27 protein-coding genes, 1 pseudogene and 1 riboswitch are annotated in these 25551 nt (G+C 36.7%); of the genes and pseudogenes, 11 read left to right on the forward strand and 17 right to left on the reverse strand.

Annotated elements, in window-relative coordinates:
* Positions 1-9: 9 nt before the first annotated feature.
* The 3 genes from COE49_RS05675 to COE49_RS05685 form a co-directional block, all read right to left on the reverse strand.
* A complete protein-coding gene (locus COE49_RS05675) occupies positions 10-1026 on the reverse strand; it encodes a FecCD family ABC transporter permease (RefSeq protein WP_098945758.1) in 1017 nt (338 codons plus the stop codon).
* Positions 1023-2078, reverse strand: a complete 1056-nt coding sequence (locus COE49_RS05680) for a FecCD family ABC transporter permease (RefSeq protein WP_098252844.1) — start codon at positions 2076-2078, stop codon at positions 1023-1025. The genes COE49_RS05675 and COE49_RS05680 overlap by 4 nt, the downstream gene beginning before the upstream one ends.
* A 314-nt stretch (positions 2079-2392) precedes the next feature.
* Positions 2393-2617 carry a YuzB family protein gene (locus COE49_RS05685; RefSeq protein WP_000526076.1) on the reverse strand — a complete coding sequence of 75 codons (225 nt, stop codon included), beginning with the start codon at positions 2615-2617 and terminating at the stop codon, positions 2393-2395.
* A gap of 271 nt (positions 2618-2888) precedes the next feature.
* Between COE49_RS05685 and COE49_RS05690 the strand changes: the two genes are divergently transcribed.
* On the forward strand, positions 2889-3581 hold the full coding sequence (locus tag COE49_RS05690; RefSeq protein ID WP_098252845.1) for an RsfA family transcriptional regulator: 693 nt from the start codon (positions 2889-2891) through the stop codon (positions 3579-3581).
* A gap of 28 nt (positions 3582-3609) precedes the next feature.
* On the opposite strand, the pseudogene COE49_RS28420 reads toward COE49_RS05690, so the two are convergent.
* Positions 3610-3705: pseudogene (locus COE49_RS28420) on the reverse strand (lipoprotein BA_5634 family protein); the annotation flags it as partial.
* A 224-nt stretch (positions 3706-3929) separates the two neighbouring features.
* Between COE49_RS28420 and lipL the strand changes: the two are divergent.
* A complete protein-coding gene (lipL, locus tag COE49_RS05705) occupies positions 3930-4775 on the forward strand; it encodes an octanoyl-[GcvH]:protein N-octanoyltransferase (protein ID WP_098945759.1) in 846 nt (281 codons plus the stop codon).
* Between the two features lie 48 nt (positions 4776-4823).
* Here lipL and pta read toward each other — a convergent pair whose 3' ends face one another.
* The gene (pta, locus tag COE49_RS05710) at positions 4824-5795 is read right to left on the reverse strand and encodes a phosphate acetyltransferase (RefSeq protein ID WP_088231924.1); all 972 of its coding nucleotides are present in this window, start codon (positions 5793-5795) and stop codon (positions 4824-4826) included.
* 265 nt (positions 5796-6060) lie between these two features.
* Between pta and hemQ the strand changes: the two genes are divergently transcribed.
* From hemQ to gerQ, 4 genes are all read left to right on the forward strand, one after another.
* On the forward strand, positions 6061-6804 hold the full coding sequence (gene hemQ, locus COE49_RS05715; protein WP_088231923.1) for a hydrogen peroxide-dependent heme synthase: 744 nt from the start codon (positions 6061-6063) through the stop codon (positions 6802-6804).
* Positions 6805-6993: 189 nt separating this feature from the next.
* Entirely contained in the window at positions 6994-8268 is a 1275-nt protein-coding gene (locus tag COE49_RS05720; protein WP_088231922.1) for a serine hydrolase, read from the forward strand.
* 311 nt (positions 8269-8579) lie between these two features.
* The gene (cwlJ, locus tag COE49_RS05725) at positions 8580-9002 is read left to right on the forward strand and encodes a cell wall hydrolase CwlJ (protein WP_000538162.1); all 423 of its coding nucleotides are present in this window, start codon (positions 8580-8582) and stop codon (positions 9000-9002) included.
* A 27-nt stretch (positions 9003-9029) separates the two neighbouring features.
* The gene (gerQ, locus tag COE49_RS05730) at positions 9030-9458 is read left to right on the forward strand and encodes a spore coat protein GerQ (protein WP_088231921.1); all 429 of its coding nucleotides are present in this window, start codon (positions 9030-9032) and stop codon (positions 9456-9458) included.
* Positions 9459-9489: 31 nt separating this feature from the next.
* Here gerQ and COE49_RS05735 read toward each other — a convergent pair whose 3' ends face one another.
* The 3 genes from COE49_RS05735 to COE49_RS05745 all read right to left on the reverse strand — a co-directional run bounded on the left by COE49_RS05735 (position 9490) and on the right by COE49_RS05745 (position 11210).
* The gene (locus COE49_RS05735) at positions 9490-9858 is read right to left on the reverse strand and encodes a DUF423 domain-containing protein (protein ID WP_000688311.1); all 369 of its coding nucleotides are present in this window, start codon (positions 9856-9858) and stop codon (positions 9490-9492) included.
* A gap of 65 nt (positions 9859-9923) precedes the next feature.
* Positions 9924-10211, reverse strand: coding sequence for a YwdI family protein (locus COE49_RS05740; protein ID WP_088231920.1), 288 nt, complete (start codon positions 10209-10211; stop codon positions 9924-9926).
* Between the two features lie 6 nt (positions 10212-10217).
* Positions 10218-11210 (reverse strand): potassium channel family protein, encoded by a 993-nt coding sequence (locus COE49_RS05745; protein ID WP_140417436.1) that lies wholly within the window; start codon positions 11208-11210, stop codon positions 10218-10220.
* A gap of 95 nt (positions 11211-11305) precedes the next feature.
* Between COE49_RS05745 and COE49_RS05750 the strand changes: the two genes are divergently transcribed.
* The 3 genes from COE49_RS05750 to COE49_RS05760 all read left to right on the forward strand — a co-directional run bounded on the left by COE49_RS05750 (position 11306) and on the right by COE49_RS05760 (position 14091).
* On the forward strand, positions 11306-12589 hold the full coding sequence (locus COE49_RS05750; protein WP_140417435.1) for a purine/pyrimidine permease: 1284 nt from the start codon (positions 11306-11308) through the stop codon (positions 12587-12589).
* A gap of 177 nt (positions 12590-12766) precedes the next feature.
* Entirely contained in the window at positions 12767-13588 is an 822-nt protein-coding gene (locus COE49_RS05755; protein WP_088231917.1) for a Cof-type HAD-IIB family hydrolase, read from the forward strand.
* A 209-nt stretch (positions 13589-13797) separates the two neighbouring features.
* Positions 13798-14091 carry a DUF3817 domain-containing protein gene (locus COE49_RS05760; RefSeq protein ID WP_088231916.1) on the forward strand — a complete coding sequence of 98 codons (294 nt, stop codon included), beginning with the start codon at positions 13798-13800 and terminating at the stop codon, positions 14089-14091.
* 107 nt (positions 14092-14198) lie between these two features.
* Here the strand turns inward: COE49_RS05760 and COE49_RS05765 are convergent, their stop codons facing one another.
* The 5 genes from COE49_RS05765 to COE49_RS05785 are packed head-to-tail and all read right to left on the reverse strand — an operon-like array spanning position 14199 to position 18664.
* Entirely contained in the window at positions 14199-14876 is a 678-nt protein-coding gene (locus COE49_RS05765) for a uracil-DNA glycosylase (protein WP_098253549.1), read from the reverse strand.
* Between the two features lie 19 nt (positions 14877-14895).
* Positions 14896-15888 (reverse strand): ABC transporter permease subunit, encoded by a 993-nt coding sequence (locus tag COE49_RS05770; protein WP_098253550.1) that lies wholly within the window; start codon positions 15886-15888, stop codon positions 14896-14898.
* A complete protein-coding gene (locus tag COE49_RS05775; RefSeq protein ID WP_088231913.1) occupies positions 15881-16798 on the reverse strand; it encodes an ABC transporter ATP-binding protein in 918 nt (305 codons plus the stop codon). Before COE49_RS05775 ends, COE49_RS05770 begins: the two co-directional genes overlap by 8 nt.
* Positions 16795-17676 (reverse strand): SGNH/GDSL hydrolase family protein, encoded by an 882-nt coding sequence (locus tag COE49_RS05780; protein ID WP_140417434.1) that lies wholly within the window; start codon positions 17674-17676, stop codon positions 16795-16797. Before COE49_RS05780 ends, COE49_RS05775 begins: the two co-directional genes overlap by 4 nt.
* Before the next feature lie 10 nt (positions 17677-17686).
* Complete coding sequence (locus COE49_RS05785; protein ID WP_088231911.1) at positions 17687-18664, reverse strand: LacI family DNA-binding transcriptional regulator; 978 nt, start codon at positions 18662-18664, stop codon at positions 17687-17689.
* Between the two features lie 97 nt (positions 18665-18761).
* On the opposite strand from COE49_RS05785, the gene COE49_RS05790 reads away from it, so the two are divergent.
* On the forward strand, positions 18762-19388 hold the full coding sequence (locus COE49_RS05790; protein WP_088231910.1) for a YczE/YyaS/YitT family protein: 627 nt from the start codon (positions 18762-18764) through the stop codon (positions 19386-19388).
* Between the two features lie 30 nt (positions 19389-19418).
* On the opposite strand, the gene COE49_RS05795 is transcribed toward COE49_RS05790, so the two are convergent.
* From COE49_RS05795 to COE49_RS05805, 3 genes are all read right to left on the reverse strand, one after another.
* Positions 19419-20714 (reverse strand): homoserine dehydrogenase, encoded by a 1296-nt coding sequence (locus COE49_RS05795; protein ID WP_098253551.1) that lies wholly within the window; start codon positions 20712-20714, stop codon positions 19419-19421.
* 136 nt (positions 20715-20850) lie between these two features.
* Positions 20851-21756, reverse strand: a complete 906-nt coding sequence (gene metA / locus COE49_RS05800; RefSeq protein WP_088231908.1) for a homoserine O-acetyltransferase MetA — start codon at positions 21754-21756, stop codon at positions 20851-20853.
* Entirely contained in the window at positions 21740-23038 is a 1299-nt protein-coding gene (locus COE49_RS05805) for a bifunctional O-acetylhomoserine aminocarboxypropyltransferase/cysteine synthase (protein ID WP_088231907.1), read from the reverse strand. Before COE49_RS05805 ends, metA begins: the two co-directional genes overlap by 17 nt.
* Positions 23039-23129: 91 nt before the next feature.
* Positions 23130-23234, reverse strand: a riboswitch (SAM riboswitch).
* Between the two features lie 323 nt (positions 23235-23557).
* On the opposite strand from COE49_RS05805, the gene COE49_RS05810 reads away from it, so the two are divergent.
* A complete protein-coding gene (locus COE49_RS05810; RefSeq protein ID WP_088231906.1) occupies positions 23558-24787 on the forward strand; it encodes a chloride channel protein in 1230 nt (409 codons plus the stop codon).
* Positions 24788-24857: 70 nt separating this feature from the next.
* Here the strand turns inward: COE49_RS05810 and COE49_RS05815 are convergent, their stop codons facing one another.
* A complete protein-coding gene (locus COE49_RS05815) occupies positions 24858-25484 on the reverse strand; it encodes an FMN-dependent NADH-azoreductase (protein ID WP_098945760.1) in 627 nt (208 codons plus the stop codon).
* Positions 25485-25551 lie beyond the last annotated feature (67 nt).

Below are 25551 nucleotides of genomic sequence, written 5' to 3' on the forward strand. Positions count from 1 at the left end.
AGCCTCCCTTTATTTTGTCCTCATAAGTAAGTAAATGAAATATGGTGCACCAATTACAGAAATAACTAGACCGATCGGTATTTCTGAAGTTGGTAACACACTTCTTGAAATTACGTCTGCAAATAAAAGTAAGAACGTTCCTATTAATGCAGCTGTGGGCAACATAATTTGATGTTTACCACCAACAAGGCGTCTCGCTAAATGCGGAGCCATTAAACCGATAAAACCAATGCCACCGGCAACAGCAACAGATGCACCTGCTAAACAAACTGCGATAAATAATAATTTACGTCTTTCTTTTTCTACGTTTACACCAAGGCCAACTGCTGTAGAGTCGCCTAGGTTCATTACATTTAATACGTGTGCCTTACTAATAGCAAGCGGTAAGAAAATCATCATCCACGGAAGCACGCTTAAGACGAATTTCCAATCCGTACCCCACAGACTTCCCGCTAACCAAATTGTAGCAAAGCGGAAATCATTAGATGTCATCTTCATAGAAAAGATTAAACTAACAGCACCAAATCCAGCTGCAACGGCGATACCGACAAGTATTAATCGAGTAGATGAAACGCCATCCTTCCACGCTAATAAGTAAATAATAACCGCCGCTAATATCGCACCGACTAATGCGAAGAATGGAAGAATAAATACAGATAAAAGTGTACCAGTTCCAACTTTTCCGAAGAAAAAGTAAACGAATACAACAACCGTTAATCCAGCTCCAGCGTTAATACCTATAATACCTGGATCAGCAAGTGGATTTCGTGATAATCCCTGCAAAATCGCACCTGACATAGCTAAAGCCGATCCAACTAGTATAGCAATAACCATACGTGGCATACGGAATTCAAATAAAATAACAGACTGATCTTCAGCACCAAGTCCAACCAATGACTTTAATACGTCCATTGGTGGTATTTTAAATGTCCCTGTATTTAAACTTACTAAAAATACAGTAACGATTAATCCTACTAAAATTGTTAAAACAGAAATGTTCTTTTTTGTTAAGACACTCGTCCTCACATTTTCCCTCTCCCTTCGTTACGTGCTAAGTAGAGGAAGAATGGAACTCCAATTAGCGCTGTAATTGCTCCAATTGGCGTTTCAAACGGCGGGTTAATAACGCGAGATAGCATATCTGCACACTCGATTAATAATCCACCTAAGACTGCAGAACATGGAATAACCCACCTATAGTCTGAGCCTACAAGGAAACGAGTCATATGCGGGATTACAAGACCAACAAATCCAACCGATCCTGCCATAGAAACCGCAGAACCTGTTAACACAAGAACAAGTACTGTTCCAATGAATTTAATTAATGTCGTATTTTGACCAAGTCCAATCGCAATCTCTTCACCGAAGCTCAAAATCGTAATATACCTCGACATCATAATTGCGATAAAGAGACAAACTAGACCGATCGGCACTAGCATATTAATACTTTCCCATTTCACTCCAGCAACTCCGCCTGCATTCCACATACTTACCTCTTGGGCAAGATTGAAATACAGCGCAATTCCAGATGAAATGGCCCCTAATAAAGCACTAATTGCTGCCCCTGCTAAAGCTAATTTCACAGGTGTTAATCCACCTGGTGAAGAAGACCCAATTCCATATACAATGCTCGCACCAAAAGCAGCTCCAATAAAAGATGCGATAACGAACATTAAATAAGGTGAATTAGGGAAGAATGCATACATAATTGCAATTCCGAATACAGCGCCATCTGTAATCCCCATTAAAGATGGTGATGCCAGTGGATTTCGCGTCATACCTTGCATAATTGCTCCTGATACCGCTAAAAAGGCACCTGCAACTACGCCCCCTATTGCTCTAGGCATGCGAAGTTCTTGAATTACGTTATGATGCGTGTTAGACCCATCAAACTGAAAGACAGCTTGCCATACAGTCTTTAAACTAATATCAGCAGCACCAAACGAAATAGAAACTGCCATACTTAAAGCTAATAAAACTGTGCCCGCTATTAAAATAATAGAAGCAATGAGCGGTCTGCTCTTAATCTCTTTAACATTCATATCTTGCTGTTCTATACTCCTTGCGCTCGCTTCCATCCCTCAACCATCCTAACCAACAACATATATTTAATGAAATGAAATTTATTCTCAAATAGTATTAAAAAAATGAGATGAATCGATCTTCTTCTGATAATGATTCTCAGAATCAGACACTTTCTATTCTACCTATCGCTTTAAAAGGCTGTCAACCATTATTTTGAAATACAAATTCATATACATCGAAATTTTAATAAACAAGTGACGCTCATCCTTCATTGAATGTTAGTTCCGACCAAGTGCACTTTCATAGAATAAATTTCTCCTCTTATGGGCATAAAAAAAGAAGAGGAATCTGCTCACTCTTCTTTTTCTTACTTATTTAACTTTACTTCAATCTTTGTAATTAACTCGTCTTCTGTTGGAGCCGCAACTGGACGGTTATTTACAAATGCGAATGATTTTTTACGACCAGGGCCACAGTAAGACTGACATCCAACTTCAATCGTTGCACATGAATCTACTTTTTTTAACTTCGGAATCAACGTTTTAACGTTCGTTGCCTGACAATCATCGCACACACGAAATTCGTTTCCCATATATAACACTTCCTCTATTTCAAACTTTTCTCAAGTACATTTAAAAATAAACACTAAATGGTATTTTACCGTTCTTTGAAGCTCGTTGCAAGTCTCCCTACATAGCCTACGCTACATATTTATATGCTCTCCTACAGAACCTCTCATCATTCATGGGTAATTTTTTCCCTTTCATCGAAATCTACCATATTTTTAAAAGCTTTGTATAAAAGCTCATTTTTTTGCCCATTATAAAAATAGGAAGTTCATAAAAAGAAAGGGAGTTGAATCTATGAAAGTAAGACAGGATGCTTGGACGGACGAAGACGATTTATTACTTGCTGAAACTGTACTACGTCATGTTCGAGAAGGAAGTACTCAATTAAATGCATTTGAAGAAGTCGGAGATCAGTTAAATCGCACATCAGCTGCTTGCGGTTTCCGTTGGAACGCCGTTGTTCGTTATAGCTATGAACAAGCTCTTCAACTAGCAAAAAAACATCGTAAAGATAAAATGCGTGCTGCGAGCGGTGAACAAGCAAAGAAACGTTTACTTTATACACCACCTGCTTCAGAAGCGATAGTGGATTATGAAGAATTATTACAAGAGGAAACAAATATACAATATAAAGAAGTTAGTCCATATCAAGAACCTACTGTTCCCGTTTCAAAAGCCTCTATAACAATGCAAGATGTTATTTACTTTTTACAAACAGTTGGGTCTTCAAATATAAAAGTAACAGCTCTTGAAAACGAGAATACGAGATTGAAACAAGAAATAAAAGGACAAATGCTTCGAAATGAAGAACTGGAAAAGAAACTAGAGAAATTAGAAAAGCAATCTCATACTGTACAAGAAGACTACGAAACACTTATGAATATTATGAACCGAGCTCGTAAATTGGCCGTAATGGATGATGAAGAACGTTCACAAACATCTTTCCGCATGGATCGAAACGGTAATTTAGAAAAAATTGCAGAATAAAAAGGATGCATTACATGCATCCTTTTTATTATTTCACTTCAACCATGTGCGCTTCTTCTACGTTAGAGCCTTTCTTTATATCTGGGAAGATTTTTTCCTTTGGATTCTCTTTAAAGGCTGCTAAATACGGCAGCTGACATAATCGCTACAATTCCTAATTTAACTTTTTTCATTTGTATGCCTCCTAAAATCATAATTACATCCCTTAGTTTAACTATCACAGCTCGTTTAACCAATTCACTTTCCTTACAACAACATTCCAATTCAGTAAGGCTTCCTCTTAAAAACTACTTTCATTATTTTTTGTTATAATAGAGATTGTCATTTTAAAGATAAGGGGTTAGTTATATGAGCAATTCCCGTTCCATTTTATCTCAGCCAGAGTGGCGTATTGTAGATCAGTCTAGTTTGGGACCAACATTCCATGCGCTTCAGTCGTTCGCAATGGATGACACATTATGTACAAGTATTGGAAATGGCAATTCAGCGGCAACAATGCGCTCTTGGGTTCATCACAATACAATTGTTCTTGGCATTCAAGATTCACGCCTTCCACATTTAGAAGAAGGCATTTCCTTTTTAAAGGAAAACAACTTCAATGTTATCGTTCGTAATTCTGGCGGACTCGCAGTCGTGCTTGATGAAGGTGTATTAAACGTATCACTTTTATTCCAAGAAACAGAAAAAGGTATCGATATTGATCTTGGATACGATACAATGTGGCATTTAATTCAGGAGATGTTAAAAGATTACGACGTTACTATCGAGGCAAAAGAAATTGTTGGCTCTTACTGCCCTGGTAGTTATGACTTAAGTATTCGCGATCAAAAATTCGCTGGTATTTCACAACGCCGTATTCGCGGTGGTGTCGCTGTCCAAATTTATCTCTGTGCTACAGAAAGCGGCTCTGAGCGTGCCGCACTCGTTCGTGATTTCTACAACTTAGCAATTCAAGGGGAAGAAACACGCTTTACGTACCCTGAAATTGTACCGAGTACGATGGCCTCACTCTCAGAATTACTTGGCGAAACCATTACAGTACAGAATTTAATGATGCGCCTTTTAAAAACACTGCAGCAATTCGCTCCAAAATTAACACCGTCTCAATTAACAATAGATGAGATTCCTTTATATGAGACGAATTTACAACGTATTATTGATCGCAATAACAAGGCACTTGGCTTAGAAAAATAAAAACCGTCGCTATAATAGCGACGGTTTTTATTTTAATTCTTTATAGAATTAAAGTGCTTGAGCTGCTGTAATTAAAGCTAACTTGTACACTTCTTCTTCGTTACATCCACGAGATAAGTCGTTTACAGGCATGTTTAAGCCTTGTAAGATTGGTCCTACTGCTTCGAAGTTACCTAAGCGTTGAGCGATTTTGTAGCCGATATTACCAGCTTCTAAGCTTGGGAATACGAATACGTTAGCATCACCTTTAATTGTAGAACCTGGAGCTTTTTTCTCAGCTACAGATGGTACGAATGCAGCATCGAATTGGAATTCTCCATCTAGAGTTAACTCAGGAGCCATTTCTTTTGCAATGCGAGTTGCTTCTACAACTTTTTCTGTTTCTGGAGATTTCGCAGAACCTTTTGTAGAGAAGCTTAACATAGCAACGCGCGGGTCAATACCGAATAACTCAGCAGTTTTCGCACTCTCTATACCGATTTCAGCTAAATCTTGGCTGTTTGGTGCAATGTTAATTGCGCAATCAGCGAATACATATTTCTCTTCTTCACGTACCATGATGAATACGCCAGAAGTTTTTGTAACGCCTGGTTTTGTTTTAATAATTTGAAGTGCTGGACGAACTGTATCAGCTGTAGAGTGAGCTGCACCACTTACTAAACCGTGTGCTTTGCCCATGTATACAAGCATTGTACCGAAGTAGTTTTCGTCTTTAAGGATTTTGCGAGCGTCTTCTTCTGTTGCTTTACCTTTACGGCGTTCAACGAAAGATGCTACCATTGCATCCATTTCTTCGTATGTAGCTGGGTCGTAAATATCAACGCCTGCTAATGTTAAATTCAAGCTAGCAGCTTTTGCGCTAATCTCTTCTTTATTACCAACTAAGATTGGTTTTACTAACTCTTCTTTTGCTAAACGCTCTGCAGCGCCTAAAATTCTTTCATCAGTTCCTTCAGGAAGTACGATAGAAATGCCTTTTCCTTGAACTTTTTCTTTTACCGTTGTAAATAAATTGCTCACGAATAAACCCTCCTACAAATGTTAAAAAACTCTATCTTTAAGAATACTGCTTTTCCTCTATATTTTAAACTTATTGCTCCTAAAAAATAGGCAAAATAAAAATGATTATATTTTCATAAAATTCAGCCATGAAATCCAGCTCATTTAAGGGCTTCTCTCTCCTTTAAATGTGACAATTTTATGCGCTGAAGTTTTCTATAGATGCTTTTAAAACTATATATGCTATAGTTAACGTGTAAAACTATCATTAACTGAGGTGAATAGAATGAGTGAAGCAACAACAACGTTAGATGGCTGGTATTGTTTACATGATTTACGTTCTATTGATTGGGCTGCATGGAAAACATTATCTAGTGACGAACGCGGACAAGCAGTGTCTGAATTTTTAAATGTCGTTGAAAAATGGAACGAATTAGCTACTGCGAAAAAAGGCAGTCATGCAATGTATACAGTTGTTGGTCAAAAAGCTGATATTATGCTTATGATTTTACGTCCAACAATGGAAGAGTTAAATGAAATTGAGACAGAATTAAATAAAACAACATTAGCTGAATATATGATCCCTGCATATTCTTACGTATCTGTTGTTGAACTAAGCAACTATCTTCCAGCTGATGAGGATCCATATCAAAATCCACAAATTTTAGCTCGCTTATATCCTGAACTACCGAAAGCAAATCATATTTGCTTCTATCCAATGGATAAGCGTCGCCAAGGTGATGACAACTGGTACATGCTTCCTATGGAAGAGCGCAAAAAAATGATGTACAGTCACAGCAAGATCGGTCGCCAATACGCAGGTAAAGTACGCCAAGTTATTTCAGGATCTGTTGGATTCGACGATTTCGAGTGGGGCGTAACATTATTCGCTGACGATGTTCTTCAATTTAAGAAACTTATATATGAAATGCGCTTCGATGAAGTAAGTGCTCGTTATGGTGAATTTGGAACGTTTTTCGTTGGAAACATCTTACCAGACGAAAAAGTAGAGCAATTTTTACACATATAATAGTGAAAAAGGGACGAAATTCGTTCCTTTTTTTATTTTCCCCTATATTTCTTTGCAAAAACTTCGTTTTTCTGCAAATTTGAACAAAAATCGACAAATCCCTTACAAAATTGTAACCTTTCTATATCCAAATTCATGCTAAAATAGTACGAGCTATATGCTAATAACGATGCGAAGGTGATAATCTATATGAAGAAAATCTTGTCTATTTTACTAGCGTTTCTATTGTCAATTTCTTCCTTAGGAGTAACAACATCCCATGCGGAAGAAAAAATACAAATAGAAGCTGCTGCTGCTCTTCTATTTGATGCAGATACAGGAAAAATACTGCATGAACAAAACCCAGATGAACTGCTAGCTATTGCTAGTATGTCAAAATTAATTGTTGTTTACGCTATTTTAGAAGCAATTAAAGAAGGTAAAATTACTTGGGATACGAAAGTAAATATTTCTGATTACGCTTATGACGTCTCACGTAATAATGAATTCTCTAATGTACCATTTGAGAAAGGACGTCAATATACAGTAAGAGAATTATATCATTCTATCGTTATCTTCTCTGCAAATGGATCTAGTATTGCTTTAGCAGAACTTCTTGCAGGAAGTGAGAAGAACTTCTTAAATCTGGCAAATGAACATGCAAAAAAACTAGGGTTAAAGAAATATAAGTTTGTAAACTCTACTGGTTTAAATAATGCTGATTTAAAAGGGAAACATCCTGAAGGCACTGACCCTACTGGAGAAAACTCTATGTCAGCTCGCGATATGGGTATTCTTTCAAAAACAATTATTACAAAGTATCCGGAAATGCTAGAGGATACAAAACAAAGATTTAGAAACTTTCCAGACAATCATCCAAAACCAATTCGTATGGAAAACTGGAACTGGATGTTACCAGGAGCTGCCTTCGCTTATGAAGGTACTGATGGTTTAAAAACAGGAAGTTCTGATACAGCTGGATACGGATTTACTATTACTGCAAAACGCGGTGATTTACGCCTTATCTCGGTTATTATTAAAACAAAGTCAATGGACGAGCGCTTCACAGAATCTCGTGAATTAATCGAATACGGGTTTAATAACTTTGAAAAACAAAAGCTAAAGGTTGATACAAATAACACTCTTCCTGTAGTAAAAGGGAAAGAAGATCAAGTAACGGTTGCTCCTGAGAAAGAAATAACAGTAATCGTGAAAAAAGGTAGCAAAACACCTTATAAAATTGGGGCCGAAGCAGATAAATCCATTGCTGAAGATGGACATTTAGTTGCTCCAATTAAGAAAGATGCTAAGGTTGGTTCAATCGTTTTAGAATCAACTGATAATAAATACGGTTTCTTAGACGGCAGTAACAGTATGAAGGTTACTGCAAAAACGACAGAAGAAGTTGAAAAAGCAAATTGGTTCGTGTTAACGACGCGTTCAGTTGGTGATTTCTTCTCAGGATTATGGTCTAAAGTGTTTTAATAAAAAAAGCTAGCGTGGGCTAGCTTTTTTTATTTTCCCTTCTACATGTAAAACTTCGTTTGGTTGTCATATCCGAGTCCTTTTTCTCATACGTATGAACTAGTAATTGTTCCACACTTCATCTAGAAATAAAGTGAAACTTTAATCAGTGGGGTTGTTCGTCCCCACTGATTATTAGCCTTCACCACTCGGGCGTTTACGGGCAGTTGGATCTCCCGCCCAACCGAATTGTAAGGTAGGAGTCTTACTGCCCGCAAATAGCGGGATAAACCTCTTTCTATAGTGCATTCCAAAAAGAGAGGTGGCACATAATGGGTGTTATCGCGTATAACGAAGAAGATGTTAAGTTATTAGCTAGATTGATGCGTGCTGAAGCCGAAGGAGAAGGGCAACAAGGAATGTTAATGGTCGGAAACGTTGGGGTAAATCGTGTCCGTGGAAATTGTTTAGATTTTAAAAAAATACGCAATTTACGTCAAATGGTTTACCAAAATCCTGGTGGCTTTGAAGCAACACAAAAAGGATATTTTTATCAACGAGCAAGGGAACAAGATATCGCCTTAGCTCGGCGAACAATTCAAGGACAGCGCTTTTGGCCCGCTAATTTTTCCTTATGGTTTTTTAGACCAGAAGGCCCTTGCCCACCAACTTGGTATGACCAACAAAATTCTGGTCGTTTTAAAAAGCACTGCTTCTTTCAACCATCTGGTGAAGACTGTCCAGGCGTATATTAAGCAATGAAAATGAGGAGGGATTTTTGAATGGCACAGCAACAAAATCCATATTATGGAACAGGTTTTTATCAACCATCTGGAACTTATGCACAACCGCAACAAATGACTCAACAACAACAGCAAGCGATGCAACAACAAGCGATGCAGCAACAAGCAGCTCAAGCTGCAGTTTCTCAGGGGATGTTACCATTAGAACAATCATACATTGAAAATATCCTTCGTTTAAACAAGGGTAAGCAAGCTACAGTTGTAATGACTTATGAGCGTGGTAGTTCTCTTGGTACACAATCTTATACAGGTATTATTGAAGCAGCTGGTCGTGACCATATCGTTATTAGTGAACCACAATCTGGAAAACGTTATTTACTACTAATGATTTACTTAGATTACGTAGAATTCCCAGAAGAAATTACGTATTTACCTAGTCAACCAGCAGCTTATGCTCCAAGACCATAAACAAAAGCTGGCATTTGCCAGCTTTTGTTTTTTATAATCCTTTTACAACTGCAGTTCCTACTAGAATCCACGCTACAATAAATGCGACACCACCAAGAGGTGTAATTGGACCAAAGAACTTAATTCCCGTTGTGCTTAACGCATAAAGGCTACCTGAGAACATAATAATCCCAGCTACCATTAGCCAACCAGCAGTAGTTAAAAGTGATGATTGAATCTTATCCATTAATAAAGCAACTACAAACAGTCCACCTGCATGAAACATTTGATATGTAACGCCTGTTTTCCAAACTTCTAACATTTTTGCAGAAATTTTATTCTCTAAACCGTGTGCTCCAAAGGCCCCTAATGCAACAGATAGCCCCGCTGCAATACAACCTAATAAAAAGAAAATCTTCATCTGAATTCCCCTTTTTTTACTTTTATCATAAGCAATTTTTACATATAATCCAAACTATTTTTCTTTTAAAAATCCAATAAAGAATTACCGTTTGCATCATCTTCTTTTATATATACTGGCTCTGCAGAAACCGACATAATCGGTTGAACGGTTGTCATAGGCTGAGATCCGATTATTTGTGACTGAACTTGCGGTTCTCTATACATATTCGAATCCACTTGTTCGTCTAATAATAAATCACATAAAGCACGCACAACTAATAAATGTTCTTTTGACTTTTGTCCTTCACTACTTTTTGCCTTTGCAATTTCATTTGCCATTTTATTTAAAATCTTGTCGCTCGATATTTGCATTCCTTGTCACCTCTTACTTTGTAGTTCTTTCTCAAATTGCCCCAGCTTCTCAACTGAACCAAATACTATTATCATATCATGTTCTTGCAGTTTTTCCTGCCCTGTTGGATTATGTATAATATTCCCATTTCTTAAAATCGCTAAAATGGTCACATCAAATTGATTCCTCACATCACTCTCTAGTAATGATTTACTAGTTAAGATAGAATCTTTTCCGACTGAAATTTCTTCGATTACAAACGACTGATCTACTCCATACAGTACTGTATCAATATAATGAACTGTTAGCGGATTCGCAATACCTTTTGCAATATGAATCCCTGCCATACTAGATGGATTAATAACCTTATTTGCACCAGCACGCTTTAATTTTTCTTCGGTTTCCGGCTTCTCAGCTCTCGCCACAATTTTAATTGTATCGTTTAATCCTCTCGCTGTTAATGTAATAAATACATTTTCAGCATCATTCGCTACAATAGCAACTAGACCCGCCGCTTTTGAAATTCCAGCATGATGTAACACTTGATCTTCCGTTGCATCCCCATGTACATACAAAAGTTTTTCCTGCTCCAATATACTTTCATCCTTATCCACAACGACAAACGGAATTTCCTTCTCCTGTAATTCATGTACAACTTGAAGCCCCACTCTACCGCAACCACATACTATAATATGGTTTTGCAACTGTGCTATTTTTTTATCCATCTTCTTCCTCCGTACTGCATGAAATAGGTTTCCTTCAATAATCATAGCTGCTACTACCCCAATTGCATACGTAACAATACCGACTCCAACAGGAATAATGAGGAGTGCGAACACTTTCCCCGCCTGCGTTATAGGAACCGCATCTCCGTATCCAACCGTTAATACTGTAATCATCGTCATCCAAAATGCCTGAAACAAACTAATTTCTTCAATCATCATAAATCCTAGTGTTCCTAGCATTACAACAAAAGTCATACATACAACTGCTATCAATAATTGTTTACGTGCATTCATATCGTGTTTCAACTCTTTTCTCTATCTACAATCTTTGCCAGTGGAAATGAAATACGTATATACTAGATACGGAATCTATGAAAGAGGTTGATATAATGAAGACATTTCTTTCTGCCTTACAATGGGCACTATTTATTTTAGCTGGAAGTCTTATTGTACCAATTAGCGTCGCAACTAGTTATGGTCTCGATGGTGCTGAGGCTATCGCGTTTGTACAAAGAACATTATTTGTTCTTGGATTTGCCGGCCTACTGCAAGCTATATTTGGACATAAACTTCCTATTCAAGAAGGTCCTGCAGGCCTTTGGTGGGGCATTTTTTCCCTTTATTCAAGTTTAGGTGTCGTATTATTTGGATCAAGCAATGAGACACTTAAAGTTCTCGGGTACGCCTTCCTATTAAGCGGAATTATTTGCATTCTTCTTAGCGTTTTTGGACTTATTGATAAACTCGTTCGCTATTTTACACCAACAGTCATCGGAACGTATCTATTTCTTCTTGTCACGCAACTTAGTGGCTCCTTCTTAAAAGGAATGTTTGGCCTCGATGGAAAACATACAGAAATACAACCTAACGTATTTATTCTTTCACTTATTGTTATTTTACTATCCTTTTTCATTATGAAGCTACCTATTATTGGACAATACTCTGTTCTTTTCAGTATTGTTTGTGGCTGGATATTATTCGCATGCTTCGGATTATCTAATCCAATAACACCTGTGACAGACATAATACGTCTTCCTTCTCTATTTGTTTTCGGAATGCCTCGCATTGAATGGAATATGGCAATTACAGTCGTTTTCGTCACGTTACTCCTTCTAACAAATATGTTAGCAAGTATTCGTGTTGTACAGAGGGTTGTTTCTAAGTACGAAGAAAATCCAGCTGAAAATCGCTTCAAACAAGCAGGCATTATAACAGGAATAAACCAATTGCTAGGCGGTCTATTTTCAGCTATTGGGCCTGTCGCCATTTCTGGATCAGCTGGGTTTATTGCAACGACTAATATTTATAAACGACTCCCATTTATGTTAGGATCAAGCTTTATTATTTTAATTAGCATATTCCCAAAGATCACTTCATTCTTTGCAGCAATCCCAGTTGCAGTCGGATACGCTGCCATTTACCCTGTATTCGCAAGTATGATTGGTCTCGCTTTTCGTGAATATGACACTGTACAAAATAAAGAACGATTATTTAAAGTAGCCGGTCTTTCCATCTTCACCGGGGTAGGCGTTATGTTCGTCCCAGCAGGAGCATTTTCTACGCTCCCACCATTTCTAGCATCATTTTTAAGTAACGGTCTCGTTCTTGGATCTGTAATGGCTATCTTACTGGAAATACTATTTTCTCGTTCTAACGAAAAACAACTATCGTAAATTGGAAAACTTCCATTATTGCACTCTACCTATAGAGTTGTTACGATAAATTATCATGAGCAATACGCTCGTGATAATTTATCTACTTCTTTCTGAAGAAGTTCGATACCTTACTATTATTCCTTAACATCTTCATGAACATGTATTTCTATTTAAGTAAAGAAGGGAATTTTCGATATGACTTATAAAATGATTGTTTTAGATTTAGATGATACTTTATTACGCGATGACCATACCATTTCACCTCGTACGAAAGAGGCTTTAATGACAGCACAAGAGCAAGGAATAAAAGTTGTACTTGCTTCTGGACGTCCAACATTCGCAATGCGTGCAATTGCAAAAGAATTACATTTAGAGGAATACGGCAGTTTTATTCTTTCATTTAACGGTGCAAAGATTATTAACTGTAAAACAGATGAAGAATTATTTAGTAGTACGTTATCTCCTGAAATCGTTCACAGCTTATATGATATTAGTAAAGAAGAAAATGTATGGATTCACACATATATTGGTGATGATATTATAACTGAGGAAAATAACTCTTATACAGAAATTGAAGGTCAAATTACTGGTATGCCAATCGTAGAAGTAAATAACCTGAAAGAAGCTGTACAACAACCAGTTGTAAAAGTACTAATGGTAGAAAATCCAGAACACTTACAAGCTGTAGAAACAAAACTACAAAAACAACTAGAAGGCCAATTAAGCGTTATGCGTTCAAAACCATTCTTCTTAGAATTTACTGAGGCTGGTGTTACAAAAGGAACAAGCTTAAATCAATTAATTCAAACTCTAGGTATTGAACGTGAAGAGGTTATCGCCATGGGCGATAGTTATAACGACCAAGCGATGATTGAATTTGCAGGTCTTGGTGTTGCAATGGGAAATGCACCTGACGATATTAAAGAAATCGCAAACTACGTAACAGATACAAATATGAATGATGGCGTTGCAAAAGTTGTAGAGAAATTTGTGCTAAAAAGCGAAGCACTTGTTTAATATTTTCATTCACAAAACCTATTTGAAGTCAAATACTTCAAATAGGTTTTTATTTAATTCCCAATGTTTTTGTGACTATATTTCGAACTTTGTACTATTCTCGTAGTGTAAACTTTCTTTTTGTATATAATGGAACAAAATAGACTATTTTATTTTGAAAAAGAATACAAATTTACTATATACAAGCATATATTAAAGGAGGCTACTTCATGTTATCTACACCAATCGGACGCTTAAGAGCAATCGGCTTAATCGAAGGTATTTCTTTCCTATTACTATTATTTGTAGCAATGCCATTAAAATATTTCGCAGGATTTGCAACAGCTGTTAAAATTACAGGCATGGCTCATGGTGTGTTATTTATTCTATTCATCTTTGCGTTAATCCAAGTAACAATCGTACACCGTAAATCAATTTTATGGGCACTTGGGGCATTCATTTCCTCAGTTATCCCATTCGGTACATTTGTACTAGATGCAAAACTAAAAAATGAACAACAATAACAAAAAGGTAGTTAACGACTGTTAACTACCTTTTCTATTTATTCCGCTATTTGTGGGCTAATAATTAGTAGGGGGATAAACACCCCCCTACTAATTAAAATTTCACTTTATAAATTTGGAATTTCCCAATCAATTTCTCTTCCGCCCATATTAGCTAAAATTGTATTTACTTTAGAGTATGGCTTACTACCAAAGAAACCTCGTCTTGCTGATAATGGACTTGGATGGACGGATTCAATAATATGATGATTCGTATTCGTAATTAACTTCTTCTTCGCCTGTGCGTGGCGTCCCCACAATATGAAGATAACTGGTTTTTCACGCGCATTCAGCAGTTCAATCACACGATCTGTGAAATGCTCCCACCCTTTTCCTTTATGAGAATTTGCTTCACCTTGACGAACCGTTAATACAGTATTTAATAATAAAACGCCTTGCTCTGCCCATTTTACTAAATAACCGTTATTCGGAATGTCATAACCATACTCATCTCGAAGTTCTTTATACATATTTAACAACGACGGTGGCGTTTTAACACCCGGTTGTACAGAAAAACTTAAACCATGTGCTTGATTCGGTCCATGATAGGGATCTTGTCCCAAAATAACAACCTTCGTATTTTCATAACTCGTATACGCTAGAGCATTAAATATATCTTCTACTTTTGGATAAACAACATGTGTGCTATATTCTTCTTTCAAAAAATTAGCTAAAGTACGATAGTATTCTTTCTCAAATTCTGTTGCCAATAATGGTCCCCAATCATTCTTTAAAACATTTTCCATGCCTTCACTTCCTGTCCAATTAATTCACCATATCCTGCTTTGTAAATACTACAAATGAAATGATAAGAGAAACGACTGCCCAAACTGTTAAATTCATTAAAGAAAATTCCATCGATAGTCCTTGTAATGCAGGCAGCTTTCCTGATAAATAATCCGTTAGCGATAAGTTCACACTAAAAATGTATTTCGCACCTTCCCAAGACGTTGCGAATGAACTTAAAATGCCACCTGCGATTAAAGCAGCTAACATAACACCCATTCCAGCTGGTGTATTACGAATTAAAACAGAAACCATAAATGATATAGTTCCGACAACGATAGCAACAAACCAAGCTAGTCCGTACGCCATTAAGATATACTGCCACTGCGGAATAAGATGTACAAAATTTGTATTTAATGTCTCTTTATCAATAACAAACCCTGTTAAAACAGGTAAATTCCATCCCGAGTATCCAAATACAAGCCCCGAGAATCCGTAAGCAAATAAACCGACAAGGAGTAATATGAGAGAAATGAAAAATAACATCGTCACATATTTACTAAGAAGTATTTTCCAGCGCCGAATTGGCCGAGTAAGTAGCATCTTCATCGTCCCATCACTTCGTTCTCCTGAAACAATATCAATGGCAACAATCATGACAAGAAGTGGAATAAATAATGTAATTCCTTGCTCAATAAACGCTCTTACAAAAGTCGGTGCGCCCGGCGCCATCGGGTTAATATCATGATCTAAATAATATTGTTGCTGCTCCACGTTTACTTTTAGCCAATCACGCCATTCTTCTGGCAATCTAGAATTGTTCAACCGATTTTGAGAATCAACAATTTGCTGTTGCAATGAAACTTTCCAATCAGTTGTACCTAGCCTTTTTTGTGTCGTTTCTATTTCACGATACTGCGCATACACAAAAAGTGGGATTAAGATTGCTAAAATAAGCATAACAACAAAAATACGCTTCTTACGATAAATCTTTTCTGACTCATTTAAAACTAGATTCGCAAATTCACGCATTCTGCTCACCCCTTGTGAGTTCAATAAATAAATCTTCTAGCGTAAACACAAGCTCCTTAACACTATGTACATCTATCCCATTTTCTACAAAGTGTTTATTCCAGCTACTTATAGACGCAATATCCATGCGACATAGTAATCGTTCATCCTCTATACTCACTTCTCTTACCTCTGCAGCATCTTCTAGCATATCTTTCGCTTTTCCAATCGGCGTAACGATCCATTCTACGCGATCACTTGCTGTTTTAATTAGTTCTTCAATCGGTGCCACTGTAATCATTTTCCCTTTATGAATAATAGCAACACGATCGCATATCATTTGTACTTCACTTAGCAAATGACTTGAAATAAACACACTCATATTTTCTTCTTTCACAAGCTTATGTATAAATTCCCTAAGTTCCCTAATTCCAGCTGGATCTAAACCATTCGTTGGTTCATCTAATATAAGCAATTTAGGATTTCCAAGAAGCGCCTGTGCAATTCCAAGGCGTTGCTTCATACCAAGTGAGTATGTTTTTACTTTGTCATGAATTCTTTCGTCCAAATGAACCATTTTGGAAATTTCAATAATACGTTCATCTGATATATTACCTAGCATACGAGCGAATTGCTTTAAATTCTCCCATCCCGTTAAATATGTATACAGCTCTGGGTTTTCAACGATACTTCCAATTTGGCGCATCGCTTCTCTGAAATTTTCCTTAATCGAATAACCACCGATAGAAATCGTACCCTCTGTCGCTTGAATCAACCCGACTAACATTCGAATGGTAGTCGTTTTCCCGGCACCATTTGGTCCTAGGAACCCAAAGACTTCTCCTTGCTTCACATCAAAGGAAATATCCTCTACAAGTGTCTTCTTTCCAATTACCTTCTTCAAGTCTCGTACGGAAAGTATCGTCGTCATTTTATCCCTCCTTGTTCTAGTTTTAATTTACTTGCAACATTTTGAACTAAACGTTCTGCCATATATGTGTAACCTACTTCATTCGGATGAAAATGATCAGAGTATAATAACTCTTTCCCGCGGTTTTGGAATAAATCAAATGTCGGTATAATATAAACATTTTTATCATTTAACGCTAATTTCTCTAAAGATGCATTCCAGTCCACAACAATGTTTGAAGACCCTTTTAAATCTTCTACATCTTCAAAAGGATTGTATAAACCGAGCCAAAAAATAGGACTATCTGTATTTAATTTACGAATTTCTTCTATAATTTTCTTCGCTTCATTTTGAAATGTCTCCGTATCAGGACGATACGTCTCTAAATCTATTTTTCCGATTGATTCCCAACCTGGAAATAGATCATTCCCACCAATCGTTAAAACAATTACGTCTGCTTGCTTAATTGAATATTGAGCGCCACTACTCTCAATTTGTTTTAATAAATCAGGCATTTTTGCACCACTAACTGCTAAATTTGTTAATGCAATTTTTTGCTTATAATCTTTTTGTAAATCCTCTTTCATTCGCCCAACATAGCCAATTCCTTCTTTATCACCAACGCCACGCGTTAATGAATCGCCTAAACTAACGATTTGTAACGTTCCCGTTTTCTTTTTCTCTTTTGCTACTACATCATTTTTCTTAATTAAATTTGAAGCTTTCGGATTTAATACATCATTTACACCTGAAACAAAGCCATATGCAAATAAACAGAAAGATGCAATTGTAATGAGTAGAATTACTTTTACTACTTTTGATCTCATATCAAAACCCCTTTTAGCCCTCATAGATTGTCCATAATTATACCAAACGAAATTTTGAAAAGCGATTTTCACCCCTTCTCAATTATGTCGTTTCTCTATCTACTAACTCTGGTAATAACTCTATATGCTTCACATCTAACTTCTCTTCATTAACCTTTTCATATAATAATTCAAACGCCTTTACTCCAACATTTTTACTAGGATGTGAAATCGTTGTTATACCTAATATATTTGCCACCTCTTGATCATCGCACCCGATAATCGTAATATCCTCTGGAATACGAATGCCTTGTTTTTTCGCTTCTGTTACCATCCCCGCTGCAATATGGTTGCAAGATACAAGAAACGCCGTCGGTTTTACAGACATGCAAGCCCACTCCCTGACTACATTACGTCCATCTTCTACTGTAAAACATCCTTTAAACTTCCAATGATCTAGTGATGTTACCATAATCTGCTCAAGCGAATCTTCATACGCTTTTTTTCTTCTTTCGCTATTTATACTATTACTTCTTCCGATGCAATACCCAATACGTGTATGCCCAGCATCTATTAAGCTTTTCATCCCTTGTGAGAACACTTTATAGTAATCAATATGTACACTGGAAATATATTTTGAATCTATTTCTTCACACGTAACAATTGGACCAAATTTCGTATATTCTTCAAGCTTCTCCTTACTATTCGCCCGAGAACATATAATAACCCCATCAAGTTTCTTCATTTTTAACATGTGCAAAATTTCTAATTCTCTTTCCTCACTATAGTTCGTCTGACAAAGCATCATATTATAATTTTTCTTTGCGGTTTCCTTTGATATCCCCTCAATAATAGCGCTATAATATTGATCATTTACGTGTGGTAATAGCACTCCAATTACATTCGTTTTTCCTTTCACTAAATGAATCGCATTCACATTTTGCGTATAATTTAATTCTTCGATAATCGCTAAAATTTCTTTTCGCTTTTGTTCATTTACGTACGGATGATTATTCAGTACACGTGAAACAGTCGAAACAGATACCCCAGCAAGCTCAGCAATCTTTCTTATATTCGTCATCTCATTCTCCCCTTCTCACAAAAATTCTCACTTGACCTGGTAAGCTTTCCACAATATATCCTTTCCTAGCAAATACATTTAGAAAGGATATACAACTATGCTTCGATTCAAATTAGAATATATATTTTTCATTGGCGGTTTACTCATTCTCTCCATCGGCATTAATATGATGACAACAATTACTTCCTTTGGACTTAGCCCTTATGATTCCTTCTTTATTGCACTATATCAAAATTTCGGGATAAGTATTGGTTTTTGGATTTTCATGATTAATTTTGCATTTACACTTATCGTACTCTTTTGGAATAAAAAACAAATTACTATCGGCACAATTGTAACGATGATTCTTATTTCTCTTTTTGTTGATTGGATTGGTTCCATTACAACTATTATGGACGCTATCCGCTCTCTTCCAAAATATATAACACTTATTTGTGGAAATCTATTCGTCGGATCTGGCATTGGTCTTTACGTCTCCACAAACCTTTGCGCAGCACCTCAAGAAGCTTTCGTTTTAACGGTTGCTGAGAAGAAAAAATGGACATTTAGAAAAACAGAAATTTCATTAGCTTTTTTATTTTTAACGTTAAGTTTCTTATTAGATGGTCCTATTTATTTCGGTACAATTATCTTGTCCTTTACAACTGGCTGGATTATTCAAGCATTCATTCAAATCGGCACGCAAATTTTAAACAAAGAAGAACCTATTAAGCAAGCTGCTTAATAGGTTCCTTCTGTTTTATGATAAGAGATACTACTTAGCGTCCCCTTCAATTCGGTAATTTGCTTTCACACAATCTATTTCTTCATACCCTTGCAATGTATGTAGAATATAATCATAATCCGCAAGAGAAGCTCGATGCGTTACAATTACAATCTCTGCTTTTCCTTTCTCTTCAAGCGGCATTTGAATAATCTTTTCAAAACTAACGCCACGCTCAGAGAACAATGATGTAATTTTTGCAAATACACCAATCTCGTCTTTTACATGCAGTCTTAAAAACTTCTTCACAACAATTTCATCTGGCTCTTTTAATACCTTTTTATACTGCGGTGATACCGCACTATTTCCGTTTACACCTAACCTAATATTTTGCATTACAGCTACTAAATCTGAAACAACAGCTGTTGCCGTTGGTAAACTTCCTGCACCTGGACCATAAAACATTGTTTCCCCAACTGCTTCACCATACACATATACAGCGTTATATTCGTTTTGCACAGCTGCAAGAGGATGTGTATTTGGAAGTAACGTTGGTTCAACTGTAACCTCTAATTTTTCACCATCTCGCTTTGCAAGACCAATTAATTTAATTGTATAGCCTAAGCTCTTACTATATTCAATATCTTCTGCTGTAATAGAAGTGATTCCTTTTACTTTCACATCTCCAAGCTCTACATTTGTAGAGAAACCGAGGGTAGCTAAAATCGTCATTTTTCTTGCCGCATCTAAACCTTCTACATCTGATGTTGGATCTGCTTCTGCAAATCCAAGTTGTTGGGCTTCTTTTAACACGTCGTTATATGCTCTCCCTTCATCTGACATTTTCGTCAAAATAAAATTTGTCGTTCCATTTACAATTCCCATCACTTTCGTAATAAGATCTGAAGAAAGTCCCTCTACGATACTTCGTAAAATCGGAATTCCCCCGGCTACACTAGCTTCATAAAACAGATCTGCCTTATTAGCTTTTGCTACCGCTAAGAGTTCCGCCCCATGTAACGCCATTAAATCTTTATTGGCAGTCACAACATGCTTCCCGCTTTGTAAAGCTTGCAAAATATATGCCTTTGCATCATCAATGCCACCCATCACTTCGATGACCACATCAATATTTGGATTATCTAAAATTTCATTTGCATTTTGTGTTAGTAGAGTAGAAGGTACCTCAACCTCCCTCTCTTTCTCAATGTTTTGTACTAGTACTTTCGTTACTTTTACAGGACAACCTACTTGATGTATAAGTCGTTCTTGATGATCTGTAATAATACGAACTACACCACTACCAACTGTCCCAAGACCTAATAAACCCACTTGAATTTCTTTCATAGTACTGTCACCCCTCAAAAATTGTGTTTAGATGAAATTATATGAGTAAAAAAACTGAAAAACAATGTATTTTGAACATTCGGAAAAATATAAGTTAATCTTTACAAAGAAAACGTTGCCACGTGTTACACAATCTTTATAATATATAAGGGGTTTCTTGATACACGTAATAATTCAACCAATTTGAGAATAATAGATTTCCATGACTTCTCCATCTAACAAGTGGTTTCTCATCTGGATTATTATGTTTGAAATAATTTTTTGGCACATCAATATTTAACCCTTTTTGCTGATCTCTTTCGTATTCCTGCTTTAACGTATCGCAACTATATTCACTATGCCCAAGCGCAAACACTTGCTTCCCCTCTTGCCCAATAACAAGGTGAACACCCGCTTCTTCAGAGCTTGCTAATAATGTTAATTCTTTCACTCCTCTAATGTCACTCTCTCGCACTTCTGTATGACGAGAGTGCGGAGCAAAAAATAACTCATCAAAGCCTTGTAACAGTTTCACATGTTGCTCACAGACTTCATGTTCAAATACCCCGAACATTTTTTCCTTAAGAGGATACTTCGGGACACCATAATGATGATACAAACCAGCTTGTGCTCCCCAGCAAATATGAAGCGTGGATGTTACATTCACTTTTGAATACTCCATAATACGTTTAAGCTCTTCCCAATAATCTACTTCCTCAAAGGAAAGGGTCTCAACTGGCGCTCCCGTAATAATGAGCCCATCAAACTTTTCATTTTCAATATCACGAAATGTTTTATAAAAGCTTGTTAAATGCTCTTGCGCAACATTACGAGATAGGTGCGATTCCATATGGAGTAAATGAACATCTAATTGCAACGGTGTATTTCCAATTAAACGAAGTAATTGCGCCTCTGTTTCTTGCTTTGTAGGCATTAAATTTAATATAGCAATTTTCAAGGCACGTATATCTTGTGTTTCTGCCCGCTCCTTCGTCATCACAAATATATTTTCTTTTTGCAACACTTTGCGAGCTGGTAAATCTTTATCAATTATGATTGGCATGTTGTTTGCCTCCGATTAATGCTGTTTCTAAATCGGCAATAATATCAGAAGCATCTTCTATGCCAACCGATAAACGAATTAAATCCGATGTAACACCGGCCAAACGTTGATCTTCCGCACTTAATTGTCTATGCGTCGTACTAGCAGGATGTATAACGCAAGTTCGTGCATCAGCTACATGCGTTACGAGGGTTGCTAGTTTCACATTTGCGATAAATTCTTTTGCCGCTTCTACCCCACCTTTAATACCGAAAGTTAAAACACCACTAGCACCTTTTTTCAAATATTTTTGTGCTAATGAATAGTTTTCATTACTATCTAGTCCCGGATAATTTACCCATTCAATACGCTCATGGTTAGCAAGCCACTTAGCAACTGCTAGAGCATTCTCACTATGACGCTCCATGCGTAAATGCAATGTTTCTAAGCCAATATTGCTAATATACGCATTGAATGGGCTCATACAGTTTCCGTAGTCTCTTAGTAATTGAACACGTGCTTTTACAATATAAGCTGCTGCTCCAAAATTTTGAACGTAACTTACGCCGTGATAACTTGGATCTGGTTCAACAAGCTCAGGATATTTTCCATTTGTCCAATCAAAGTTTCCTCCATCAATAACAATGCCACCTAAAGAGCTTGCATGCCCATCAATATATTTCGTCGTAGAATGAACGATAATATTTGCTCCATGTTCAAACGCTTGGCATAAATACGGAGTCGCTAATGTATTATCAACGATAAAAGGTACCTCCAACTCTTTAGCTGCATCTGAAAACTCTTTAAAATTCAAAACGTTCATTGCTGGATTTCCTAATGATTCTGCGTAGACGAGTTTCGTCTTATTGTTAGCAAGTGCTACAATTTCGTCAGCTGTTAAATTTGGATTAAAGAACGTAACATCAATGCCCAGCTTACGTAAACTTACTCCAAATAAATTAAACGTTCCCCCGTAAACTGTTGAAGAACAAAGAAGATGATCTCCACTACTACAAATATTTAAAACTGCGAGCATAATTGCCGCTTGCCCAGAGGCAGTTGCAACAGCTCCTACACCGCCTTCTAAATCTGATAACTTTTGTTCAAATGCAGCTAGTGTGGGATTCCCAATACGTGTATAAATATAGCCCTCTGCCTCTAAGTTAAATAATGCCGCTAAATCATCCGACGTATCGTATTTATACGTTGTACTTTGATAAAGCGGTAGAACGCGTGGCTCACCATTCTTTGGCGTATAGCCACCTTGCACACAAATTGTTCCCTTTCCCCATGATTCTCCCATCTCTCATTCTCCTTCCTTTTTATGCAAAATAAAAAACTGCTCCTTTCCTAAATAAGAAAGAAGCAGTTTGAAAACACGCTCTAAAATCTCTTTCTTATCTCTCAGGGCTATTACCTGCAGGATTTGGCACAATTCCGTTATTCGGCTGTTGCCAAGGTTTCATCGGGCCTGTCCCTCCACCTTTTCTTGATAAGACTATGCAATTACCGTTGATTTTATAGCAATAATTTCCTAATGTCAATCTGTTTTTCTGAATGTTCTAAAATAAACGTCAACATTTCCATATAAAACAACAAAAGAAGTATATTCCATATTTATTCAAAAAAGACCTTTAAAAAATCCCAATCAATATATAGAATTAAATAAGTGGTTTAACTTATAGGACCCAAGCTCTAATGAAATCCCAATATATATGTTGAATAAGCCAACCTCTCACAAAGATACTATATATATTCCATTCATTTCACACTAGCATATATAATCCTTTCTCTATTACAACTTACATAACGGAGGTATAACATGACAAATAAAAAGGACATGCACTATATACTCGCTCTATATGGCATTCTTTTAGGCTCTATAGTAGGGGCTACAGTTTGGTTATTTTTAGTTACGCTAAATATCGGAATCCACTTTATTTGGGGATATTTACCTAACATTTTCTCTTCTCCCCCTTATTACACTCTTTGTGTAACAATCATCGGTGGTATCCTCGTTGGTTTAACACAAAAATACTTCGGTACATATCCACGTCTCATGCCAGAAGTAATGGGGGAATATAAAAAAACAGGTAGAATTGAATACCGTTTTGTACATAAAGCTACTTTAACTGCGCTTATTGTTTTAATATTTGGAGCTAGCCTCGGTCCAGAGGCAGCACTTGTCGGAATTATCGGCGGACTTTGTACATGGGTAGGGGATCGCTTTAACTTCGCTTTAAAGGGAATGAACGAACTAACAGAAGTTGGAATTGGTGCTACTTTAAGCGTCATTTTTAATGCACCATTATTCGGTTATTTAGCTCCGAATGAAAATGAGGGTGAACAAATTGCCGGGTTTTCTAAAAGAAAGAAAGCAATTGTATATTTAACTACTACTTTTGCTGGTTTTTCCGTTTATTTATTGCTTAGTAAACTCGATAATCGTGGATCCTTTATTGTTGATTTTGGGGAAGGATCCCTTTCAATCAATGAATGGATCGCCTTTCTCCCTCTTACTTGCATCGGTGCTCTCGTTGGTTTCTTGTATTTCAAAGTAGAATTTACACTAGAGAAAATCATCCATCCTTTCCGCGAATACAAACTAACACTTGGAATTATAGGTGGTATTTTATTAGGAATCGCGGGTACTTTTCTCCCATACACATTATTTTCAGGGGAACATCAATTAAAAGATTTAGTTGTTGAATGGACTCATTTATCTTTTTGGGTATTACTTCTTTCAGGAGTTTTAAAATTATGCATTACTGCCGTTTGTTTAAATACAGGTTGGCGCGGCGGACATATTTTCCCAATTATATTTTCTGGGTCAAGTATCGGATTCGCGATGGCTTCAATACTTCCTATAGATCCAATCGCATCTGTGGCTATCGTCACAACAGCTATTTCAAGCTATGCGTTAAGAAAACCGATAGCTATAACATTGCTATTACTTATGTTTTTCCCGCTCAATTTACTATTGCCAATGCTCGGCGCAGCAGCTATCGGTAATGCATTTCCGCTTCCTAAACATAACGAAGCTACAGATTAATAAAAATATAAAAAAACAGCATTAACATAAACGTTAATGCTGTTTCTTTGAGTGACGATTATAATTTCAACTAAAATTTGCTTGCTACTTTAGCAGCCTCTTCAAGACCTGTTGCAATAATTTCTTCTGCTTTGTCTGGGAATTGGTTATGACCTTCAATAACGATTGTTTCCATGTTTGTTGCACCGAAGAAGCCCATCATGCTTGCTACATATTTAACAGCCATTTCAACTTCTGCTGCTGGACCTTCAGAATATACGCCGCCGCGTGCGTTTAATAATGCAATTTTCTTATCTCCAATTAGACCAACTGGACCTTCTGGTGTATATTTAAACGTTTTACCAGCACGGTTTAAATAATCAATATATGTGTGTAGTACTGCTGGAATCGTTAAGTTCCATAATGGGAAACCGAAAACGACTTTATCAGCTTCTAAGAATTGATTTAAATACTTATCAGCAACTCCTACCGCTTTTGCTTCTTCTTCTGTTAAATCAAATCCTTTACCAGCTTTGAATGTACCGTTAATCATGTCTACGCCTACGTATGGTAATTCTTCTTTATATAAATCAAGTTCTACTACTGTATCATTTGGATGTGCTTCTTTATAGTTTGCTAAAAACGCCTCGTATAATTTCACACTAACTGCTTGTTCTGCTGGGCGGTTGTTTGCTTTTACGAATAAAACTGTTTTCATTTATATTTTCCTCCTAAAACTTACTCTTATGTTGTCATATTTTCAAAAAAAGGTATCCCTTGTAATT

Source organism: Bacillus sp. AFS029637 (genome assembly GCF_002584985.1).
GTDB lineage: Bacteria > Bacillota > Bacilli > Bacillales > Bacillaceae_G > Bacillus_A.

Coding starts and splice junctions, on each gene's coding strand:
- COE49_RS05680 (WP_098252844.1), bottom strand. CDS start 2,078: ATGGAAGCGAGCGCAAGGAGTATAGAACAGCAAGATATGAATGTTAAA.
- COE49_RS05685 (WP_000526076.1), bottom strand. CDS start 2,617: ATGGGAAACGAATTTCGTGTGTGCGATGATTGTCAGGCAACGAACGTT.
- COE49_RS05690 (WP_098252845.1), top strand. CDS start 2,889: ATGAAAGTAAGACAGGATGCTTGGACGGACGAAGACGATTTATTACTT.
- lipL (WP_098945759.1), top strand. CDS start 3,930: ATGAGCAATTCCCGTTCCATTTTATCTCAGCCAGAGTGGCGTATTGTA.
- hemQ (WP_088231923.1), top strand. CDS start 6,061: ATGAGTGAAGCAACAACAACGTTAGATGGCTGGTATTGTTTACATGAT.
- COE49_RS05720 (WP_088231922.1), top strand. CDS start 6,994: ATGAAGAAAATCTTGTCTATTTTACTAGCGTTTCTATTGTCAATTTCT.
- cwlJ (WP_000538162.1), top strand. CDS start 8,580: ATGGGTGTTATCGCGTATAACGAAGAAGATGTTAAGTTATTAGCTAGA.
- gerQ (WP_088231921.1), top strand. CDS start 9,030: ATGGCACAGCAACAAAATCCATATTATGGAACAGGTTTTTATCAACCA.
- COE49_RS05735 (WP_000688311.1), bottom strand. CDS start 9,858: ATGAAGATTTTCTTTTTATTAGGTTGTATTGCAGCGGGGCTATCTGTT.
- COE49_RS05740 (WP_088231920.1), bottom strand. CDS start 10,211: ATGCAAATATCGAGCGACAAGATTTTAAATAAAATGGCAAATGAAATT.
- COE49_RS05745 (WP_140417436.1), bottom strand. CDS start 11,210: ATGAATGCACGTAAACAATTATTGATAGCAGTTGTATGTATGACTTTT.
- COE49_RS05750 (WP_140417435.1), top strand. CDS start 11,306: ATGAAGACATTTCTTTCTGCCTTACAATGGGCACTATTTATTTTAGCT.
- COE49_RS05755 (WP_088231917.1), top strand. CDS start 12,767: ATGACTTATAAAATGATTGTTTTAGATTTAGATGATACTTTATTACGC.
- COE49_RS05760 (WP_088231916.1), top strand. CDS start 13,798: ATGTTATCTACACCAATCGGACGCTTAAGAGCAATCGGCTTAATCGAA.
- COE49_RS05765 (WP_098253549.1), bottom strand. CDS start 14,876: ATGGAAAATGTTTTAAAGAATGATTGGGGACCATTATTGGCAACAGAA.
- COE49_RS05770 (WP_098253550.1), bottom strand. CDS start 15,888: ATGCGTGAATTTGCGAATCTAGTTTTAAATGAGTCAGAAAAGATTTAT.
- COE49_RS05775 (WP_088231913.1), bottom strand. CDS start 16,798: ATGACGACGATACTTTCCGTACGAGACTTGAAGAAGGTAATTGGAAAG.
- COE49_RS05785 (WP_088231911.1), bottom strand. CDS start 18,664: ATGACGAATATAAGAAAGATTGCTGAGCTTGCTGGGGTATCTGTTTCG.
- COE49_RS05790 (WP_088231910.1), top strand. CDS start 18,762: ATGCTTCGATTCAAATTAGAATATATATTTTTCATTGGCGGTTTACTC.
- COE49_RS05795 (WP_098253551.1), bottom strand. CDS start 20,714: ATGAAAGAAATTCAAGTGGGTTTATTAGGTCTTGGGACAGTTGGTAGT.
- metA (WP_088231908.1), bottom strand. CDS start 21,756: ATGCCAATCATAATTGATAAAGATTTACCAGCTCGCAAAGTGTTGCAA.
- COE49_RS05805 (WP_088231907.1), bottom strand. CDS start 23,038: ATGGGAGAATCATGGGGAAAGGGAACAATTTGTGTGCAAGGTGGCTAT.
- COE49_RS05810 (WP_088231906.1), top strand. CDS start 23,558: ATGACAAATAAAAAGGACATGCACTATATACTCGCTCTATATGGCATT.
- COE49_RS05815 (WP_098945760.1), bottom strand. CDS start 25,484: ATGAAAACAGTTTTATTCGTAAAAGCAAACAACCGCCCAGCAGAACAA.